This window comes from Pararhodobacter sp. (genome assembly GCF_036802785.1).
Lineage (GTDB): Bacteria > Pseudomonadota > Alphaproteobacteria > Rhodobacterales > Rhodobacteraceae > Pararhodobacter.
In genome coordinates this window covers 1-19,379 of record NZ_DAIRVN010000090.1, presented here as the reverse complement: position 1 = coordinate 19,379, position 19,379 = coordinate 1, and the positions used below count along the sequence as shown (strand labels likewise).

Genomic DNA, 19,379 nt, shown 5'->3' with positions numbered 1-19,379 from the left:
CGGGGGCGCGGTTCTGTGTTTAAGAGCCAGGAAGCGGGGGCAGGGGGGCTGGCTGATCAGGGTCGAAGAAATGGAGGGTATGGGCGCCGGGAAGGCGCCCCTGCTGCTGTGCGGCGCCCGGGCCCTGCACCAGAACCGTGCTGCCGGGCGGTGGAGAAAAATGTGGCAGAGCATCCGGGGTCAGCACCGTAAGCCTGTCTAGCCCGTTTGCCTGTGCGATCGCCGTCATGATTTCCGGCGTTTCGGTCACCACGGCCACCGGCGCGCCGGGAAACAGGACCGCATGAGCCAGCGCCAGCGCCGGGCTGCCGGTATCCAGCACGCCGGTGCCCCCGGGCAGACCGGCGGCGGCGAGAAAGCGCAGATAGCCGGGTTCATCCAGCATCGCCGCACCTGCCAGCGAAAGCGCCAGCGCTGGCGGCGTGCCGGGCGGCAGAGCGATGGCCCTGCGCGCGGCGGAAAAGGCGGCAATCCGCGCCCCGCCCGTGCCGAGTTCCACCCCTGCGGCCTCAGCGGGGCCGAGGTAGCGCCAGTTCAGCCCCTCGCCGGCGGCTTGCAGGTTGCCCGGCGGCATCGTTTCAAGGGCGAGGGGGCAGACAAGGACGAGACCGACCATGAACAGGCAGACCGTGGCGTCCTGACGATGGATCAGCAGGGGTGCGCTGCGGTCGAACCCTTCGGGCAGGTCATGCCAGACCCCCTCAGCCCATTCCCCGCCGCGCATCTCGTTTACCACAAACCGCCCCTCATCAAAGCGCAGCGCGACGTGGAAGGCGCGCCATTCCCCGTTCAGGCGCAGCTCGAAATGGCACGAATGCGTGCTTTCCGGGGCGATCTGAACAAGAAATTGCTGGCTGTCCATGGGGCGTTCAGACGGCTCCGACTGGGGCATGGCAGGGCCAATGCGCGAGGGTTTCACCGGCATGCCGCCGGGTCAGGCGGGCGGGCTGCAACCCGCAACCCGCCTGACCCTGTGGTATCGTCAAGCCGGCGCAGGCTCAAGCACCGGCTTGTCCGCGCGCTGCCTGCGCAAGCTACATCAGGCGCGGCAGGAACAGCACCAGCGCCGGAAAGGCCAGCAACAACGCCAGCCGGACCAGATCGGCGATGAAGAACGGCACGATCCCGCGGAAGATTGTGGCCAGCGAGATGTTCTTCACCATGATCTTGAGGATGAACACATTCAGCCCCACGGGTGGCGTGATCAGGCTGATCTCGATGGCGACAACCACCAGAATGCCGAACCAGACCGGATCAATCCCCAGCACCTGCACCAGCGGAAAGAAGATGGGGATGGTCAGCAGCATCATCGACAGGCTTTCCAGAAACAGCCCCAGCACCAGATAGACCGCCATCATCGCCAGAAGTGCGGTCATCGGTGTCAGTTGCATCGCATCCAGCCATTCGGCCAACCCGCGCGCAAAGCCCAGCATGTCCAGATAGTTGTTGAACAGCGTCGCCCCGAACAGCAGCGCGATCATCATCGCCGAAGTGCGCGCCGATTCCGCCAGAATATCCAGCAGCGAGGCCCATGTCAGGCGACGGCGCAGCACCACGAAGGCCAGCGCCCCGGCGGCGCCGATACCAGCCGCCTCGGTGGGTGTGAAGACCCCCAGATAAATGCCGCCCAGCACCAGCATGAACAGCGCCACAATCGGCCAGACGGCGCGCAAAAGGCGCAGCCGTTCCGGCCAGGGCACACGCGGGCCAGCGGGGCCTGCCTTGGGGTCAATCCGGGTGACCACGGCGATGGCGGCCATATAGCCAAGGATCGCCAGCACGCCCGGCACGATCCCGGCGATGAACAGATGGCCGATATTGGTGGAGGTCAGGATGCCGTAGATCAGCAGGATCACCGAGGGCGGTATCAGAATGCCCAGCGTTCCGCCCGCGGTGATGGAGCCTGCCGCCAGCGCATCGGAATAGCCGTGGCGGCGCATCGGCGGCATGGCAACCCGCGACATGGTCGAAGCCGTCGCCATACTGGAGCCCGACACGGCAGAAAACCCGCCGCAGGCCGCGATGGTCGCCATTGCCAGCCCGCCCCGGTAATGGCCCAGAAAGGCGTTCGACGCCGCATACAGGTCATGGCTGATGCGCGCGCGCGCGATCAGGTTGCCCATCAGGATGAACAGCGGCAGCACGGTGAAGGTATGGGTCTGCGCCAGATCGAAGATCTGGTTCACGGCCACGGTATTGGCCGAGCCCATGTTGCGCAGCGACCAGATGCCGAAATAGCCGAACAACCCCAGCGCAAAGGCAATGGGCAGGCCCGCCAGCAGCACTACCAGAAGGCCCAGAAGGGCGAACGCGCCCGCGGTCATCAGCTTTCCACCCGGCTGAGCGCATCGCGGTCCAGCATTACCTTGAGGGCCAGAAGCACGAAGAGAACCGCGCAAATCATCGTTGAAACCGCCATGATCTTGGCCAGCAGGCCAGTGGAAAGCCCGTACATCTGCGTTTTCTCACCCCAGCTTTCGAGCCGCGCGCCATAAAGCCACAGCCGGTATCCCAAGCCGGCCGAGGTGGCGGCCAGAATCAGGTTGACCAGCACCGCCCGCCCCCGGCGGAACCAGTCGGGCAGAAAGCCGTCCAGCACGCTGATGCGCACATGATCAGAGCGTGCGGCAACCAGCACCAGCGACAGAAAGACCATCAGCCCCAGCATGTAGGACATCAGCTCAAACGCGCCCGAGATCGGCTGACGGAACAGGTAGCGCATGAACACATTGCCAAAGGTCAGCGCCATCATCGCCAGCAGGATCACGGCGGGCAGGATGCCCGCCGCGCGTTCCAGCCAGACCATCCAGCGCGCCTCACCGATCAGTCCGGCGGGGCCGCCGAAGTCATCCGATTCCGGGTCAGCGGCGGCAAGCACCCCCGGCAATGCGCCGGGGGTTTTGGGGTCGTCCTGCATCACTCTTCGGCCAGTTCAGCCATCTGGGCGCGCAGGAAGTCGATCACTTCGCGCCCGTCCAGACCGCGCTCGGCCCCGGCCCGTTCGATCCACTCCGCTTCCAGAAACGCGACCCGCTCCTGAATGGCGGCGACCAGCGCCTCGTCGGCGGTGTTCACGGTGCGCCCGTCGTCGATCATCTGTTGCAGGGCGGCGTTCGACACGGTGTCAAAGCCCCGGCCCCCCAGCGCCGACAGATATTCGCCGGTCAGCGCATCAAAGGCCTCGCGGTGTTCTTCCGGAATGCGAGCGTAGGCATCTTCGTTCATCAGCACAAAGAAGCTGGAGTTGAACAGCCCGCCCGGGATCAGAAGCTGGGTCTGCACATGATCGGCAAGGTTGAACGAGGTGTAGCCATCAGGCGTCATCAGCGTGGCATCGACCACGCCATTGGCCAGCAGCTCATAGGTGGTCGGCGCGGGCGACGAGACGACCGAGGCCCCCAGCGCATCGACCACACGGTCCTGCGTGCCGCCACCCGCGCGCACCAGCAACCCGCTGAAATCGTCGATCGAATCAAGGATACGCTCACGCGCCATCACCGTGCCGGGGCTATGGACGTAGTAGGCCAGCACCCGCACGCCCTCGCCAAACTCGTCCGTCTCGGCGAAGAATTCCTCATAGGCGCGCCAGTAGGCGATGGAAGCATGCTCGCCGGTGGTGGCCATGAACGGAAGCTCCATCACGCCGGCATTGACGAAGCGGTCGGGGGTATAGCCATGCACGCCCAGCACCAGATCGACCACGCCATCGGCAACCAGTTCGGGCTGGCGCGGCGGCGGGGCAAGCGAGGTGGTGGTGAATTCGATGCGGACGTCGCCGCCGGTTGCCTCGGCCACGGCTTCGGCCCAGGGGGTCATCACCTCGGTGCGCTGCAGATGGGTGGGGGGAATCCACCAGTTGAAGGTCAGCACGGTTTCGGCCTGCGCCGCGCTGGCGAATGCCAGAAGGGCGCAACCGGCGGTCAGACTGTGAAGGCTTTTTTGTATGATCATCGCTGATCTCCCTGTTTGTTGTCGGTGTTCCGGTTTTTGGTTCCGGTTTCGGGGTTGGGTTCAGTGGACTGGATTAGGGGGCTGTGGAAAGTTTAAGCTCGAAACAACCTTTCGCAAAATGCTTTTCTGTCAGATCGGCACACCGCCGATGCTGGCACCGCCGCAGACATACAGCGTCTGCCCGGTAATGAAGCCGTTCTCGGGTTCGGCGAAGAAAAGAAAGGCGCGCGTGACATCGCCAGGTGTGCCCAACCTGCCGACCGGCAGACGGGCGGCCAGATCGGCCTCCTGCTCGCTGCCTTTCGGCACGATACCCCAGAAATTATCGGTCAGAATGGGGCCGGGGGCGACCACGTTCACCGTGATCCCGTGCTCGGCCAGCTCCAGCGCCCAGGTGCGGGCCATGCCGATCATCCCCGCCTTGGAGGCCGAATAAGCGGTGCGGGTTTTCGCCCCGAGCGCTGCGCGCGAGGCATTGAACAGGATGCGCCCGAAGCCGCGCGCTTTCATCGCGGGCAGGAAGGCCTGCACCAGCGTCAGCGCCGAACCCAGATGCAACTGCGCAAGGGCGGCGATATCCGCAGGCGTCGCATCCTCGATCAGGTTGGGCAGGATGACACCCGCGTTATGGACAAAATGCGTGACCCTGTGACGGGCGGCGATCTCGGTGGCGGCGCGGGAAACGGCGGCGGGGTCCATCAGATCGGCCTCGATATGCTCCAGCAGCGGGTGGCTGGCCTCGCCGGTATGGCGCGCGATCGACACCACGCGCCAACCGCGCGCCAGCAGCGCCTGCGCCAGATCGGCGCCGATGCCCTTGTTGCCCCCGGTGATGACGGCGGTGAAGTCGGTCGTGGTGTTCATCAGGCAACCTGTCGGCGTTTGAGGGCGGTGGTATTCACGGTGGCCGGGTCATCCAGCAGCCGCGCGGCCAGTGCCTTCAACTCGGCGCGTTGCAGCTTGTTGGTGGCGGTCAGGGGCAGCGCATCGACGAAGGCGATATGGCCGGGCACCTTGTAATAGGCCATCTGGCCCAGCGCCCATTCAGCGATTGCCTGCGCCAGCGCCGGGGTGGGCTGGTCGGTGACGATGCAGGCAAACACCTCATCGCCGCGCACCGCATCGGGCACGGCAGCCACGGCGGCGGCTTTGACAGCGGGGTGACGCATCAACACCGATTCCACTTCGACCGCCGCGATATTCTCGCCTGAGCGGCGGATCACGTTCTTCTTGCGATCGACAAAGAACACCTCGCCGGATGGTTCCTGCCGAACGATATCGCCGGTATGGAACCAGCCGCCCTGCCAGGCATCAGAGGTGGCCGCTTCATCGCGGTGGTAGTTGCGAAAGAACCCCGCGCGCGGGTCAGGCCCGGCGGCGCGCACCAGCAATTCGCCGGGCTGGCCCGGCGCAACCGGCTGCCCGTCATCGCCGGTAATGCGCAGTTCCATCCCTGGCCCGGGGCGGCCAAGGCAGCTTTCGCCCACCCGGCGCGGCGTCTGGCTGGCGGCAATCACCGCGCCCGCGCCGGTTTCGGTCATCGCCCATGCCTCGACCAGCGGAAAGCCAAAACGCTTTTCAAAACCGGCGTGCAGTTTCGGGTCGATCCCGGCGCCAAAGCCGAACCGGACCTTGTGCGCGCGCTCGATGGGGCTGGCGGGCAGGCCCATCAGCATCGAGGGCATGACACCCAGATAATGCAGGCAGGTCGCACCGCTGTCGCGCACCGATTGCCACCAGCTGCGCGGGTGGAAACGGTCCAGCGCGGTCAGGCAGCCGCCGACAGCGATCATCGCCATGAAGGAATAGGCCATCGCGTTCATGTGAAAGATCGGCAGCGGCGTGATCATCCGGTCGCCGTCATGCAGGGCGCAAAGCCCGCCCTCAGTGGCATACCAACGGCCCGCACCGAGGAAGTAATCATTGCCCAGCACACAGCCCTTGGGCCGCCCGGTGGAGCCGGAAGTATAGAGCACCGCCGCCTCGTCACCGTTAAAAACCGGGGCGGTGGTGATAATGGGCAGCGCCGCGTCAGAGGTGATCACCGGCATGAGGACCCCGGCAGCCCGCGCGGCGGTTTCCAGATCAACGATGCGCGCGGGGATGGCTACGGCCAGCGCGGGGGTGACATGGCCCGCCATGTACGCCAGCTCAGCCGCGCGCAGGTCAGGGTTGACCGGCACGACCGAGGCGCCAAGTGCATTGACTGCCAGCCACCACAGAAAGAACGCAGGCCGGTTCTCCAGCAGCAGCATCACGCGGTGGCCCGGCGCCAGACCGGCGGCGGCAAGGACATCGCGCAGCCGTTCAACTTGGGCCAGTGCATCGCCATAACGGGTCTCACCCGCAGTGATGCCGTAAACGGCGGCGGTTTCCGGCAGGACGTTCAGGAAGGGCCGCCCGGGCCATCGCCGGGCGGCATGGGCGAAGGCTTCAAAGACGCTCGTACCCTGCATCGGCATTACGGCAGCAACTGGATGTTGCCGAAGGCGGCGTCGCAATTCAGGATATCGACGCGCTTCTGTATGATCTTCAGCGCCCCATCGCGCCAGATCAGATCATGCGTGGCGGTGACGGCCAGCAGGAACTGCTCATCCAGCCGGGTCTCAACATAGGTCATGCGGGTGACGACCGTGTAGCGCCCGGCGTCATTGTCGATCAGGTCAACATCCGGGCGGTTGAGGACGTGCAGACAGCGGCTTTTGGGCTTCTGGCTGAAGGTACGCGCGCCGTTCAGGCGTTCAACCCGCAGGCGGAGCATGAACTGATCCTCGTGCAGAAGCGATGTTTCATGGATGGCGTCCTGCTGGTTCCAGTCCAGCGGCATCCAGTAGATGCCTTCGGGCGCCCAGAGGTTCAGCCATTCGTCAAAACGGCCTTCATCGAGCATGCGCGCTTCGGCATAGACGAAATCGACCAGCGCCTCGCGGGTGATATCGGCACGGGTGGCGGTCAGCGTATCAGTCATTCTGCGGCCTCCTGCGTGGCGGTTTCAGGCATGGTCACGGTCATGAACTTCAGCCATGCATGAAACTGGTTGCGCATCTGGCGCTCGGTCGTGCCGTTCAGCACCGCCACTTCATCAAAATTCTCACCCTCCTCATACAGGCGCTGAACGTTCACCCAGTCCGAGCTTTGCGCATGCAGCCCTTCCTGCGCGCGCTCATACATTTCCAGATCATCATGCCCTACCATCGAGGTGGGCGCGTTGATCATCCGGTTATACATCGCCGTGCGCGCCACCAGCTCATCGGGGGCATCGACCAGCCGGAAGATCCAGCTTTCCACCAGTGTGCGGTCATGCGCCAGCGGGATGAAGTTGCGCAGTTGCTGGATCGGACCCTTGATCATGATGTTGGGGAAATAGACCGTGTTATGCCGGTTCTCGCCCAGAATCTGCTGCGCGCGCTCCTCGCCATATGCCGCCACCATCTGCTCGAAATAGCCGGGAATGGCGGAATAGTCGGAGTGGATGGAATGGTGCACGCCGGTATGGCCGTGGCCATTGGGCCATGTGCGGATGCCCATATTCTCGAAGAACTCATAGGGCGACATGAAGGGCGCGATGATCTCCATCGCCGCCGGCGTGGGCGTGCCTTCGGGTTTTTCCATGCTTTCCCAGATCTTCACCGCCGTCCCGGCCGAAGATTCATGCGCGACCATCGGGTGGCAGGTGTCGGTCTGGTTCTCAATCAGCATCTTCCAGTTGCATTTGTGCATGTAGCGCAGCGGCGCACCAACCACCTCCAGCCGACCTGCGGGCGAGCGGTCCACCATGTTATCAAGCGACGACAGCGACTCGCCGAAATAATCCTCGAACGAAATTCCCTCGGGCGCGAGGCGGGCAAAGATGAAGCCGCGGTAGTTCTTCACCGCGCCGACCGGCGTCATGCCCTTGGCAGCCTCGGTCTGTTCCAGCCCGGTGCCCTCGTACCCCTTCTTGAGCGGGATGGCCAAAAGGCAGCCATCAGTCTTGAAGCTCCAGGCGTGATAGGGGCAGCGGAAGAACTTGCCGGTGTTGCCGGTGCGATCAATGGCGATCTTGGTGCCTTTGTGCGGGCAGCGGTTATACAGCACATGAATCTGATCATCGGTATGGCGCACCATGATCAGCGGCTGATCGCCGATCTGGGTGGTGTAGTAATCGCCCTTCTTCGGGGTCTGGCTGTCATGGCCGACATAGACCCAGCAGTTGGAAAAGAGATGCTTCATCTCAAGCTGGTAAAGCCGGGGGCTGACATAGAGGTCACGGTGCACCTGTTGCGGTTGCACAAGTGCGGCCATGGACTGGCGGTTTTCGGGGGTCTGCATTCTCATTCCCTCCCTCAAAGGTCCAGCTTCAGCCGGGCAGAGCGCGCGCGGCTGACGCAGATATGGATCAGGTTATTGGCGGCGCGCTCAGCATCGGTCAGCACGACATCTCGGTGATCGGCCTCGCCTTCCAGCAGGCCCGTCTGGCAGATGCCACAATCGCCGCGCAGGCAGTCGTGGATCAGTTCGATCCCTTCGGCCTCCAGCGCCTCGATGATGGTCTTGTCGGCGGGCACGGTGAAAACCTGCCCGGTGGAGGCGATCTCCACCTCGAATGGCTGGTCGCCGGACTGCGGGGCGGCTTGCTCAAACAGTTCGAAATGCACCTGTTCCGGCGCGAAACCGGCGGCGGCGGCTATCTCGCGCGCGGCTTCGATCATGGTGCGCGGGCCGCAGACATAGAGATGCGTACCCGGTGTGGCGGCTTGCAGCAGGGGCGCCAGCGGCAGCGGGCCACCCGCTTCATCGTCGCAGTGCAGCGACAGGCCGTTGCCGTGGCAGGCGCCCAACTGCTCGGCAAAACCCATCGCGGCGGCGCTGCGCCCGGCATAGACCAGCCGGTAGGGCCGCCCGGCGGCCCTGAGCGCCGTCGCCATCGACGCGATCGGCGTGATCCCGATGCCGCCGGCAACCAGAAGCGCCGGTGCCGCCGAATCCGTCAGGGAAAAGCTGTTCTTCGGCGCGCTGACGGTGACGCTGTCGCCCGGCCTGAGCGCATGCATATAGCGTGAGCCGCCCTTGCTTTCCGCCTCCAGCAAGACCCCCAGAACATACTGGAGGGGCTGCGCCGCACTGCCCTCAAGATCAACCAGCGAATAGGGCCGCGTATCGCCATCCGGCAGCCGGACCTCGACATGCGCGCCCGCCTCGAAAGGCGGCAGCGTTGTTGCGTCAGGGGCGGCGAGAGTGATCTCGCGGACCCTTTCGGCAACCTCCCGGACAGAGGCGACGCTGAGTATCAGATCTGGCAAGGTGGCGATTCCCTCGGCTGGACCCTTGAAGCATGAAATATCATATTTCTTCCGTCAAGCATTTTGAATAAAAAAAGATGAAATAGCATATAGATTCCGGTTTGCGATTGCGCCGGACAGCGTGCCTGCCGTAAGTTTGGGTGATCGTGGAACAAACCTGCATGCAGCCGAACCCAGCCGCCCCCGCCCCTCAGCCCGACCCCTCGCCCGAAGACGGCAACGGCCAGCGGTTTCTTGAAGATTATCTGCTGTTCCTGCTCGCGGCGGCCAGTGCGGCGGCGAGCGCGGGCTTTCATCAGCTTGTGCGCGACAAGGGCCTCAGGGTGCCGGAGTGGCGCGCGCTGGCCAGCCTGCATGACAAGGACGGCCAGATGATCACCCGCCTTGCCGCGCTTGCGCTGATGGAGCAATCCGCCATGACCCGCGTGATCGAGCGGCTGGAAGAACGCGCCCTTGTAGAGCGGCGTGGCGACAAACGTGACCGGCGGCGGGTGCGGGTGTTCCTTGCGCCACAGGGCCGGGCGCTGGTCGACGCACTTGTGGTTCAGGCGCGCGCGCATGAAGCACAGGTCATGACCGTACTGCCCGCGCATGAGCGGCTGCACCTGAAGCAGACCCTTGCGCAACTGATAGCGGCGCTGCCAGGCAACCCGCTTCTGATCAATGACGGCGAAGGCGCGCTTGGCAAGACCTGAAGGCGGCTGCGCGGTTGAAAGCGGCCCGGCAGGCGCTACGTCTTCTTGTTGCGGGTGCGTATCACCCCGCGCGATTGCCCGGAGAATGCCCAGATGACCGAACCAACGCAAAGTGACCGGATCGACAGCGCCCGGATGCGCGCCATCCTTACCGTGACAGCCGCGGTCGCCTTTATCGTGCTGTCTTATGCCGCGCCTGATTTTCAGGGGTATCGCACCGATCAGATGCCCTTTGCCGAGCCGCAGCCACCCGTTCAGCCCGCCGGATACGCCTTTTCCATCTGGGGTGCGATCTATCTGTGGCTGCTGATCAGCGCGGGATATGGCCTGTTCAGACGCGCCGAACACCCGGAGTGGGACAGTCACCGCTGGCCCCTCATCGGCTCGATGGTGCTGGGCGCGGGCTGGATCTGGCTTGCCGTCGTCAGCCCGATAGCGGCGACGATCTCCATCTTTGCCATGCTCGCACTGGCGTTGATTGCCCTGTCGCGCACCCCATGGCAGGAGTTCTGGCTGCTGCGCGCCCCGGTCGGCCTGTATTCCGGCTGGCTGACAGCGGCGGCCTTCACCTCGCTCGGCGTTGTGCTTTCCGGTTATGGGCTTGTCGGCGGGCGGGTTGTTGCCCTGCTGATGATTGTACTGGCGGCAGCAGTCGCGCTGCTGGTCATGCGGCGCCTCAGGCCCGGCGGAGCCTATCCCTTCGCCGTGGGCTGGGGGCTTGCGGGCATCGCGGTTGCCAATGCGGGGCGGCATGTCGATATCATGGTGCTGGCAATCCTCGGCGTTATCCTGCTGGCTGGCTTCTGGTGGTTTGAGCGCGCGCGGACACCCGGCTGACCAGCCGAAAAGCCTGCCACCGCGTCACGCTGGCCGCAGCTGCGCCGCCGCCCATCCGCTGATGGCCAGCATGATCGCGGCCATCGCCAGACAGAGGGCGACCCCGCCCATCTGATAGCTTACGCCCGACAGAAGCGTACCCATCAGGCGCCCTGCGGCATTGGCCATGTAGTAGAAGCCCACGTCCATCGTCACCCGGTTCCCCTGCGAAAAGGCGAGGATCAGATAGGAATGCAGCGCCGAATTGACCGCGAAGAGCGCGCCGAAGATCAGCAGCCCGGTTACCAGAACCCCGGTCAGCCATGGCGACGGCCCGTCTGACAGCCAGACCGCCAGCGCCAGAACCGCAGGTACCAACGCCAGCACCACCACCCAGTCCCGCGCCGCCGTGATCAGCTTGGCCGCCGGGCGCCGGGCGGCTTGCAGGATGCGCGGGGCAAGCGCCTGAACCGCGCCGTAAAGGATGATCCACAGCGCCATGAAGCTGCCGATCAGGAAAAAGGCCGTGCGGTTGCCGTCGGTCGTGCCGTCTGACAGGACCGCGTAGAAATAGACCGGAATGCCGACCACGAACCAGACATCGCGCGCGCCGAACAGGAACACCCGCGCCAGCGACAGGCGGTTGATATTGGCATCCGTTGAGATGACTTCGCGGAATTTTGCCTCTTTGCGCCCGGCGGGCAGGCCCGGGGGCATCCGCAGCAGAACCGCCAGCAGAATGACGGCCAGCACCACCGCCATCGCCAGCACCGCCGGAACAAAGCCCAGCGTGGCCAGAAGCGCGGCGCCGGTCAGAAAACCCAGACCCTTGACCGCGTTCTTGGACCCGGTCAGCGCCGCAACCCAGCGGAACAGCCCGTCGCCCTCTGACGGGGCCAGCAATTTGACGGCGCTTTTTGATGACATCTTGGCCAGATCCTTGGCAACGCCCGAAAGGCCCTGCACCAGCATCACATAGACCACCGAGAAACCCACCGCCCACGCCGGGTCCAGCAGCGCAAGCGCCAGCAGCGCGAATATCTGCAAAGTCAGCCCGGCATAAAGCGTGCGCGTCAGGCCGAACCGGGCCGCCAGCCACCCGGCGGAAAGGTTCGTCACCACCCCGGCCAGTTCATAAAGCAGGAACAGATAGGCCAGCTGGACAGGCGAAAAGCCAAGGATGTGGAAATGCAGAAGCACCAGCATCCGCAGCGCGCCGTCTGAAAGCATGAACGCCCAGTAGGCCGCCGTGACGGCAATATAGGCTGCGAGCGGGCGCGGCGCGCCGGTTGCGGTCATCGCGCGCCCTCCTGCCCGGTCCGTTGCGCCCCTTTGGTCTCAAGTATCACGCTGCGGCCCCGACCATCAGCGCCACATCGACCAGCCGGTGGGCATAGCCCATTTCATTGTCATACCAGGCGTAGATCTTCACCTGCGTGCCGTTGATCACCATGGTGGATGGCGCATCAATCACCGATGAGCGCGTATCATTGGTGTAATCAGATGACACCAATGGCCGCTCCTCATACCCGAGAATGCCTTTCAGATCCCCCTCCGAGGCCGTCCTGAACAACGCGTTCACCTCATCCACGCTGGTTTCGCGCGCCATCTCGAACACGCAATCGGTGAGAGAGGCGTTCAGCAGCGGCACCCGCACCGCATGGCCATTCAGCCGCCCCGCCAGTTCAGGGTAGATCAGGGTGATGGCCGTCGCACTGCCGGTGGTGGTGGGAATGAGGTTGGTCAGCGCCGAACGCGCGCGCCGCAGGTCTTTTGCCGGGCGGTCAACGATGGTCTGGGTGTTGGTCACATCATGGATCGTGGTGATGGAGCCGTGGCGGATGCCGATCGCCTCGTGCAGAACCTTCACCACCGGCGCAAGGCAGTTGGTGGTGCAGCTGGCGGCAGTGATGATGCGGTGGCGCGCGGGCTCAAAGCTTTGGTGGTTCACGCCATAGACGATATTCGCGGCCTCGGCATCTTTCACCGGGGCCGATACCACCACGCGCTTCACCCCGGCATCGAAATAGGGTTGCAGCTTTGCGGCGGTCTTGAAGGCGCCGGTGCAGTCGATCATCACATCGACACCGGCAAGCGGCAGATCCTCGATCCGCCGGGCGCGGGTGACGGCGATGCGTGTGTCGTCAATGGTAATGCTGTCCGCATCATGCGCGAAGCGCGCGTTCCAGCGACCGTGGACACTGTCAAATTCCAGCAGATGCGCATGCATCTCCGGGTCACCCGCCGTGTCATTGACAAAGGCAAGCTTTGCGCCGCGCGCCAGCAGCGGGCGCAGTGCAAGCTTGCCCATGCGGCCAAGGCCGTTAATCGCATAGGTTGTCATGATCGCTCCTCAGGTCAGGGAAAGGGGCAGCCGGGCGATGTCATCAATCCGGCGTTGAAGGGAAGGGCGCGACAGGTCATCCGGCAGCGCGGCAAAGGCGCTGATGCGGCGGTGCAGCGACTGGTAGCTTTCCGCGACGGCCTCGGTGGATTGCAGCGTTACCGGGTCCGGCACCGCCCAATGCCCCTGAACCGGGTGGCCGGGCCATGGCGCCAGATCGACATTCGCCGCCCGGTCACAGACCGAAAAGACGAAATCCATCTGCGGCGCATCTTCGCCGCGCAGATCGTCCACGGGTTTTGACCAGAGGCAGCCGGTATCATGGCCCTTTGCGCGCAGCAGATCCAGCGCGGGGGTGTAGGGTGTGCCCCGGGCCTCGGTCCCCGCCGAGAAAACCTCGAACCGATCCCCCGCCAGATCGCGCAGGATCGCTTCGGCGATGAGCGAGCGCGCGGAATTACCCGAACACAGGAAAAGCACGTTGCGGATACGCCCCCCGTTCCGCCCGCCGCTACGGCCCTGAATGCCGGGATCGGCCCGGTCACGGCAGCAATCGTGGAACAGAAAGCTCATCAGCGCCCCGGATGCGTCCAGCGCCACCGAATAGCGCAGCGAGGTGCCCTGCCGTTCCTGCGTGATCAGCGCCGCGCCCTGCAGCGCCGACAGATAGGCCGAAAGCGTGCTGGGCCTGAGCGCCAGAACCGCGCCGATCTCGCCTGCGGGCAGGCGGTCAGGATAGCGGCGCATCAGCAGCCGGAAGATGGCAAGCCGCTGAGGATGGGCGAGGGCCGAAAGCTGGGCGATTTCTTTTTCCATGATTCGAGAAATAACGAATAAGTACGGCGGGCGCAATGGTCTTGCCTGACAGCGGCACCGTGGTAGCATCCGCACAACCCGCAGACACAGGAGTATCCGATGCCAGAAACCGTCAACCGCACCGTCACCCGCAAGATCGGCGCGGCCGATGTGACCATCCTGACAGACGGAGGGCTGAGCTTTCCCCCGGATTATTTTCCTGGCACCGGAGGGGACCATATCACCGACCTGCTCATCAACGCACAGACCGCCGAGATTGCGACGGATTTCAACGCGGCCCTGATCCGGAACGGTGGCAGGCAGATCCTTGTTGATGCCGGGGCGCGCGATCTCTTTGGCCCCAGCGCCGGTTTCCTGCCGGAGGCCCTGAAGGAAGCGGGCACCACGCCCGGGGCGATCGACCTTCTTTTCGCCACCCATCTGCACCCCGATCATGTCGCAGGCATGGTCACCGCCGATGGCCACGCGGTTTTCCCCAATGCCGAGCTGTGCATCACGGCGGGGGAGCATGATTTCTGGAGCGATGAAAGCAAGACCAGCGGCGCAGGCGAAATGGTGGCGGGCTGGGGGGCGCTGGCCCGCACGCTTATCGCGGCCTATGCCGGGCGCTTGCGCATCATCGGTGCGGGCGATGAAATCGCGCCGGGCCTGACTGCGGTTCCGCTGCCCGGGCACACGCCGGGGCACAGCGGCTGGCGGTTGTCATCGGGGGATGCGCAGCTGATCCATGCGGGCGACATTGTCCATGCGCCTGCCTTGCAGGTGGCTGATCCTGAGATCGCGATTGTGTTTGACCTCGACAGCAACACCGCGCGCGAAACCCGCAAGCGGCTGCTGGATGAACTGGCCAGCGACGGCGCGTTGTTCACGGGCGGCCATTTCCTGCACCCGGCCTTTCACATGGTTGAGCGCGCGGGAAGCGGGTATCGGCTGGTCCGGCCCTGAACCGAGGGGCGGCCCCGACCGCCCGGTTTAGTCGGTGTCTGACGGGCGGATCGGCAGAAGGTAGCTGACCATCAGCCGGTCGCCGTCAGACGGCAGCGGGTTGCCCCAGCCAGTGGGCAGCAGGTCTGCCCGGTCCTGATCGACATGCAGCCGCAGGATTCCGCCAAGCCCGTCGCCGGTTGCCTCCAGCTCGGCCTGCCCGGCAGCAAGGAGCATATGCAGGTGCCAGCGCCCGTCTGCCAGCAGGCCAGCATCGGCGCGCCCTTCGCCCAGCACGGATTGACCGGCAATGACCCCGCTCGCAAAGCCCTCAAGCTGAAGGGTGGAAAGGGTGCCATGGTCCAGATCAATCTCCCCTCGGCCCCGGGCAATTTCCAGCCCGGCGGCGAGTTCCGGCGTGTGTTCCCATGCGGAAAGCGCCGCCAGATCGACCCTGCCGCGCAGATCGTTCAGCCGGGCCGTGTTACCGGCGCCGATGATCAGATCGCCCTCAAGCCGGACACCGGCGCCGGAAAGCTGCACCCGCCAGACCGGCCCCGCCGGGCCGATCCGCGCCAGTCGCCACTGCACCGACACGCCCATCCGGCCCGCCAGCGGCGCGGTGCTGCCGCTGAAAACCGTGGCATCGCTGCTGATGGCCAGTGCCCAGCCGGGCAGCCGGTCACCGGAAAGCGCTGCAAGATGCGCCATCCGCCCCTCGGTCAGAAGGGCCAGCATCAGGCCCAGCACCAACCCGAAAACCAGCACCAGCCCCCGGATCATGGCAGCGGCTCCAGCTGGATTTCGGCATCGACCAGATCCGGCGCCGCGCCGCGCGCCAGCCGCAGCCCGGTGACACGGTAGCCCATCCGGCTTTCAACGCCGTCAAGCCAGGGCATCAGCCCCGTAAAGCTTATGCCCGCAAAACGCAGCGAAACGCTGGCGCCGGAGGGGTTTGTCAGCGTGACAAGCGACCCGCGCAACCCCGCCGCGATAAGGGCATCTTCCAGCGCGCGCAGCCCCGCCGGAGCGGTGCCCCCGAGATCGCTGTCCGGCGCAGGCAGCATCGCCAGTTCGGATTGCCGGTGGCGCAGCCAGTCCTGCAATGCCCCGGCCTCGGCCAGTGCCGCGCGCGCTGCATCCTGACGTGCCAGCAGCGGCACGGCCACGCCCTGCGTCAGCCCCAGCGGCAGCGCGACAAAGACCATGAGCGCGATCAGAAGGCGCTCGCGCCCGCTCAGGCCCGCCAGCAAGTGCAAAAGCCGCGCCGTCATTGCGCCCCCCCCGCGTCGATGGCGACCGTGGCGCTCACCTGCCCCTCAGGCTCGGTGCCTGAGCGGATGACGCTGACACTCAGTCCATCGGCCCGCAGATCATCCAGCAACTGCTCCAGCGTGGCGAAATCGGCAAGCGACAGTTCCAGCACCAGCGCGCCTGCGGGTTGCAGCACCAGCGAGACAAGCGCGCCGGGGCTGGCGGCAAGGCGTTCAGCGCTAGTGTGAAGCAGGTCCAGCGCGCCGCTGCGCCCGGGCGTATCGCTGCCCGCCCCACGGCGGCGCTCCAGTTCGCGGGTGACCTGAACGGGGATATCCAGCAGCGGGCCGGAGGGGAGAAAATCACGCCGGACCGCGTCGATGGTGGCGGCCTGAAGGGCGTCGGCGCGGGCCAGCATGTGCCGGGTCTGAAGCTCGGTTGCCACAGCCCATGCCGCCAGCCCGATCACGGCCAGTGCCAGCGGCCAGCGCAAGTTCAGGAGCCGTGCCTGCGCAGCCTCGGTCACGGCGCGCGGATCATGCCCCAGATCAAGCGCGGCCTCGTCATGGGCTAGGCTGCGGGGGCGGGGCAGACCGGGCGGCAGGTCATCGACCGAGGGGAACAGGGGCAGACCTTCCAGCGCGCCATCCACCCCGGCCTCAGACGGGCCAAGGCGCAGCACCGCCGCAGGCAGCACCCCCTGCGCGCGCGCGCGCTCCACAGCCTGCACGAGCATGAGCGCGGCCAGCGGTGCCTCGGCGCTGAAACCGTCCTGCGGACCCAGCCGGGCCTGTGCCATTGGCAAGCCATCCGGCCCCGGCAGGGTCTGCACGGTCCAGATGCCGGGGGCTGCCGGAAGGGCCAGATAATCGGGCAGAACCGCCTTGCAGCGGCCACGCGCGGCTTTTACCTGCGCCTGCCAATGCGCCACGGCGTCCTGCCCGGCGGCGAGCACCGCGCTCCAGCCATCGTCACGGCGCCCGAACCGCGCCGGGCGCAGCACCAGCCCTTCGGCCCCCGTGCCCAGCCGGTCGCGCAGCTGGCGCAGGGCCACACCCTCCCGCGCGGAGCCTTTCAGCGTGTCCGGCAGGCTGACCCGCAGCAGCGGTGCCTCGGCGCCCGGAACAAGCGCTATGAAAGGGCCTGAGGGCGGCATCGCGCCGGACCCCAACCGCCAGAAAGGGGGTACTGCCCGGGCACGCGACCGCCCCGGTCCGGAAAGGCGCATGCCCCTGGCGGTTCCGGCTTCGGGCATCAATCGACCTCGGGCATGGAAAAAACGGTTACACTGCGCCCCGTATCCGGATGGCGATGCACAACAGCAGAACGCCGCAGCACGACCGTGTCAAGCCGCGCGATCAGTCGGGCTTCGAACCAGTCCGATCCGGTGGTCAGGTTCAGGTTTTCCAGAAGCAGGGTGTTTTCAGGGCCAAAGACAACTTCCGCCCATTCCAGAAAGCCCGACACGTCAGGAAAGGGCGCGTCCCGAAGGCGTGCTTCCAGCTCCTCAAGTTCGCGCGGGCGCAGGCCGGGCAGGAAGGCTGCAAGAACCTCAGGCCTGAGCGTGTTGATGTTCATCGCGGTGTCGCGCGGGAGGGCGGTCAGCAGGGGCATCAGCGCATCAAGCCGCGCGCCACCTGCCCCGGCGACAAGGCGCAGCGTGTCGGGCGCGGCAAATGGCAGGGGCGGCGGGGCGCTGGTACCCGCACCGCCGCCAAAGGCGCTGTCCCGGAACAGCGACAGCGGGTCCAGCGCGATGCGCAGGCGCGAGGCCACTTCGGCGGGAACGCCCTGCCCGCGCGCCAGCAGCGGCAGCGCGATCCGCGCGGCCTCACCCATGCCATCGGTGCGCGACAGCCAGTTGACGTTGAAACGGCCCTGCAGGTCTGACATCTGCCACCCGGCGATGCCCTGATCAATGGGTTCAGCAGCGCGGGGCATGGCCCATGCCTGCCCGGCATGCACGAAATCAAGCGGGGTGCTGGTATCGATAACGCGGTGCGCCAGAAGCTCGGCAGCATTCAGGTATAGCCCGGCCTGATCGGCAGCAAAGCGCATGCCAAGGCGCTGGCGCGCGGCATCGGTCCGCGCCAGCAGCGCCAGCGTCACCGCCGCCAGCGCGGTGACGACAAGCAGTGCATTGATCAGCGCCATGCCGCGTGTGGGGTGTCTGTTGCTGCGCTTCGGCCCGGCCTTGCCCCTCATCGCGCGACCACCACCCTGAGGCGGCCATACCGGGCCGAGATGACGCGGATGTCAAATCCTTCTGGCAGGCTTGCGATATTCTCGCCGCGCTCAGGCCAGTCGCCAAGCGGGGACAGTGACAGGCCGGTGACGTCAGCAAGGATAACCCGCTCCGGCTCTGCGACCGCGCTGCGGGTGGGTTCCAGCACCGGCCAGACCTGCCGTGTCAGGGTGCGCGCGACCGGGTCATGCCGCCAGACCACCCGGGCGATCCCGGTGCCCGGCGCGCCGGGCAGGCGCGGATGCCCGGCGATGCTGAGCGCGATCCGCCCGCTGCTCTCAGGCGCCAGAAGCGCGGGTTCGGGGTCTGCCAGCAGCGGATGGAACGGGGCGGGAAAGGCGGCTTCAAAATCCCGCCGCAGAAGGGTCAGCGCGCGGGTCAGCGCTTCGGCTTCATGATCGACCCGCTCCAGTACGCTGCGCTGGTGGATTGCCCCGGTAAGCGCCTGTAGCGCCATCAGCGCCACCAGCGCGAAAATCGCCAGAACAGCGACCAGTTCGATAAGGGTGAAACCGGCCCCGGCCCGGCGCGTGCGCCTCATGGTGTGGGGCCTGAGGGAACAAAGGTCACCAGTCGCGCGCCCGGCTGGCCGGGGGCGGAGACGGTGATCACCGCCTCGACCAGCCCGGCGCGGGTGGTGGCCTCAGTTACAGTCACCTGCCAGCGGGTGGTGCCCATCTCCGCTTCCCCGGGAAGGTTGCGGCCTTCCGGCAGGCCGGAAAGGCGCAGCTCGGCGGCGTGGTTCAGGGCGACCTGCTGCGCCAGAACTCGGCCCACCTGCCCACCGATACCGCGCTGCGCCTGCTCATAGCCACGCCATGCGGCGATCATGCCGATCGACAGGATGGCGATGGCGATCACCAGTTCCACCAAGGTCATGCCTTGCGCGCGCGTCGCGGCGGTTTTGCGGGTCAGGGGCGGGCGCATGCGAGCACCTCCCAGCCGTCGGTCTGGCAGCGGAACCTGTCTGACCCCACGTGGAACTCCACCGAGAATGCGGTACTGCGCCCGTCGCTGGCAAGGATCACCAGCGGGCGGGGTGGGGTATCTGG

21 protein-coding genes are annotated in these 19,379 nt (G+C 65.8%); 3 read left to right on the top strand and 18 right to left on the bottom strand.

Features of this window, described 5'->3' with window-relative positions:
- Nucleotides 1-19 precede the first annotated feature (19 nt).
- From V7Q53_RS21010 to V7Q53_RS20970, 9 genes are all read right to left on the bottom strand, one after another.
- Entirely contained in the window at nt 20-862 is an 843-nt protein-coding gene (locus V7Q53_RS21010; protein WP_333830811.1) for a hypothetical protein, read from the bottom strand.
- A 172-nt stretch (nt 863-1,034) separates the two neighbouring features.
- Complete coding sequence (locus tag V7Q53_RS21005; RefSeq protein WP_333830810.1) at nt 1,035-2,324, bottom strand: TRAP transporter large permease; 1,290 nt, start codon at nt 2,322-2,324, stop codon at nt 1,035-1,037.
- Nucleotides 2,324-2,917, bottom strand: a complete 594-nt coding sequence (locus tag V7Q53_RS21000; RefSeq protein WP_333830809.1) for a TRAP transporter small permease — start codon at nt 2,915-2,917, stop codon at nt 2,324-2,326. Before V7Q53_RS21000 ends, V7Q53_RS21005 begins: the two co-directional genes overlap by 1 nt.
- A complete protein-coding gene (locus V7Q53_RS20995; RefSeq protein WP_333830808.1) occupies nt 2,917-3,951 on the bottom strand; it encodes a TRAP transporter substrate-binding protein in 1,035 nt (344 codons plus the stop codon). Before V7Q53_RS20995 ends, V7Q53_RS21000 begins: the two co-directional genes overlap by 1 nt.
- A 129-nt stretch (nt 3,952-4,080) precedes the next feature.
- Nucleotides 4,081-4,815 (bottom strand): SDR family NAD(P)-dependent oxidoreductase, encoded by a 735-nt coding sequence (locus tag V7Q53_RS20990; protein ID WP_333830807.1) that lies wholly within the window; start codon nt 4,813-4,815, stop codon nt 4,081-4,083.
- Nucleotides 4,815-6,407 carry an AMP-binding protein gene (locus tag V7Q53_RS20985; protein ID WP_333830806.1) on the bottom strand — a complete coding sequence of 531 codons (1,593 nt, stop codon included), beginning with the start codon at nt 6,405-6,407 and terminating at the stop codon, nt 4,815-4,817. Before V7Q53_RS20985 ends, V7Q53_RS20990 begins: the two co-directional genes overlap by 1 nt.
- A 5-nt stretch (nt 6,408-6,412) precedes the next feature.
- Nucleotides 6,413-6,919: an aromatic-ring-hydroxylating dioxygenase subunit beta gene (locus V7Q53_RS20980; protein WP_333830805.1), complete on the bottom strand. Its 507-nt coding sequence runs from the start codon at nt 6,917-6,919 to the stop codon at nt 6,413-6,415.
- Nucleotides 6,916-8,262 (bottom strand): aromatic ring-hydroxylating dioxygenase subunit alpha, encoded by a 1,347-nt coding sequence (locus tag V7Q53_RS20975; protein ID WP_333830804.1) that lies wholly within the window; start codon nt 8,260-8,262, stop codon nt 6,916-6,918. Before V7Q53_RS20975 ends, V7Q53_RS20980 begins: the two co-directional genes overlap by 4 nt.
- Before the next feature lie 14 nt (nt 8,263-8,276).
- On the bottom strand, nt 8,277-9,233 hold the full coding sequence (locus V7Q53_RS20970) for a PDR/VanB family oxidoreductase (RefSeq protein ID WP_333830803.1): 957 nt from the start codon (nt 9,231-9,233) through the stop codon (nt 8,277-8,279).
- Nucleotides 9,234-9,394: 161 nt separating this feature from the next.
- On the opposite strand from V7Q53_RS20970, the gene V7Q53_RS20965 reads away from it, so the two are divergent.
- A complete protein-coding gene (locus V7Q53_RS20965) occupies nt 9,395-9,928 on the top strand; it encodes a MarR family winged helix-turn-helix transcriptional regulator (protein ID WP_333830802.1) in 534 nt (177 codons plus the stop codon).
- A 93-nt stretch (nt 9,929-10,021) separates the two neighbouring features.
- Nucleotides 10,022-10,765 (top strand): hypothetical protein, encoded by a 744-nt coding sequence (locus V7Q53_RS20960; protein WP_333830801.1) that lies wholly within the window; start codon nt 10,022-10,024, stop codon nt 10,763-10,765.
- A gap of 24 nt (nt 10,766-10,789) precedes the next feature.
- Here the strand turns inward: V7Q53_RS20960 and arsJ are convergent, their stop codons facing one another.
- From arsJ to V7Q53_RS20945, 3 genes are read right to left on the bottom strand one after another with little or no spacing between them, the layout of a single operon-like run.
- Nucleotides 10,790-12,043, bottom strand: coding sequence for an organoarsenical effux MFS transporter ArsJ (arsJ, locus tag V7Q53_RS20955; protein WP_333830800.1), 1,254 nt, complete (start codon nt 12,041-12,043; stop codon nt 10,790-10,792).
- A gap of 46 nt (nt 12,044-12,089) precedes the next feature.
- Nucleotides 12,090-13,088 carry an ArsJ-associated glyceraldehyde-3-phosphate dehydrogenase gene (locus V7Q53_RS20950; RefSeq protein ID WP_333830799.1) on the bottom strand — a complete coding sequence of 333 codons (999 nt, stop codon included), beginning with the start codon at nt 13,086-13,088 and terminating at the stop codon, nt 12,090-12,092.
- A 9-nt stretch (nt 13,089-13,097) separates the two neighbouring features.
- On the bottom strand, nt 13,098-13,904 hold the full coding sequence (locus V7Q53_RS20945; protein ID WP_333830798.1) for an arsenate reductase/protein-tyrosine-phosphatase family protein: 807 nt from the start codon (nt 13,902-13,904) through the stop codon (nt 13,098-13,100).
- 99 nt (nt 13,905-14,003) lie between these two features.
- Between V7Q53_RS20945 and V7Q53_RS20940 the strand changes: the two genes are divergently transcribed.
- Nucleotides 14,004-14,849, top strand: coding sequence for an MBL fold metallo-hydrolase (locus V7Q53_RS20940; RefSeq protein ID WP_333830797.1), 846 nt, complete (start codon nt 14,004-14,006; stop codon nt 14,847-14,849).
- A 27-nt stretch (nt 14,850-14,876) separates the two neighbouring features.
- On the opposite strand, the gene V7Q53_RS20935 is transcribed toward V7Q53_RS20940, so the two are convergent.
- From V7Q53_RS20935 to V7Q53_RS20910, 6 genes are all read right to left on the bottom strand, one after another.
- Complete coding sequence (locus tag V7Q53_RS20935) at nt 14,877-15,611, bottom strand: hypothetical protein (RefSeq protein ID WP_333830796.1); 735 nt, start codon at nt 15,609-15,611, stop codon at nt 14,877-14,879.
- Nucleotides 15,608-16,102 carry a type II secretion system protein GspM gene (gene gspM, locus V7Q53_RS20930; RefSeq protein WP_333830795.1) on the bottom strand — a complete coding sequence of 165 codons (495 nt, stop codon included), beginning with the start codon at nt 16,100-16,102 and terminating at the stop codon, nt 15,608-15,610. The genes V7Q53_RS20935 and gspM overlap by 4 nt, the downstream gene beginning before the upstream one ends.
- Nucleotides 16,099-17,238 (bottom strand): hypothetical protein, encoded by a 1,140-nt coding sequence (locus V7Q53_RS20925; RefSeq protein ID WP_333830794.1) that lies wholly within the window; start codon nt 17,236-17,238, stop codon nt 16,099-16,101. Before V7Q53_RS20925 ends, gspM begins: the two co-directional genes overlap by 4 nt.
- Nucleotides 17,239-17,336: 98 nt before the next feature.
- A complete protein-coding gene (gspK, locus tag V7Q53_RS20920) occupies nt 17,337-18,287 on the bottom strand; it encodes a type II secretion system minor pseudopilin GspK (RefSeq protein ID WP_333830793.1) in 951 nt (316 codons plus the stop codon).
- Nucleotides 18,284-18,868, bottom strand: a complete 585-nt coding sequence (locus tag V7Q53_RS20915; protein ID WP_333830792.1) for a type II secretion system protein GspJ — start codon at nt 18,866-18,868, stop codon at nt 18,284-18,286. The genes gspK and V7Q53_RS20915 overlap by 4 nt, the downstream gene beginning before the upstream one ends.
- A complete protein-coding gene (locus V7Q53_RS20910; protein ID WP_333830791.1) occupies nt 18,865-19,254 on the bottom strand; it encodes a type II secretion system protein in 390 nt (129 codons plus the stop codon). Before V7Q53_RS20910 ends, V7Q53_RS20915 begins: the two co-directional genes overlap by 4 nt.
- Nucleotides 19,255-19,379: the final 125 nt, after the last annotated feature.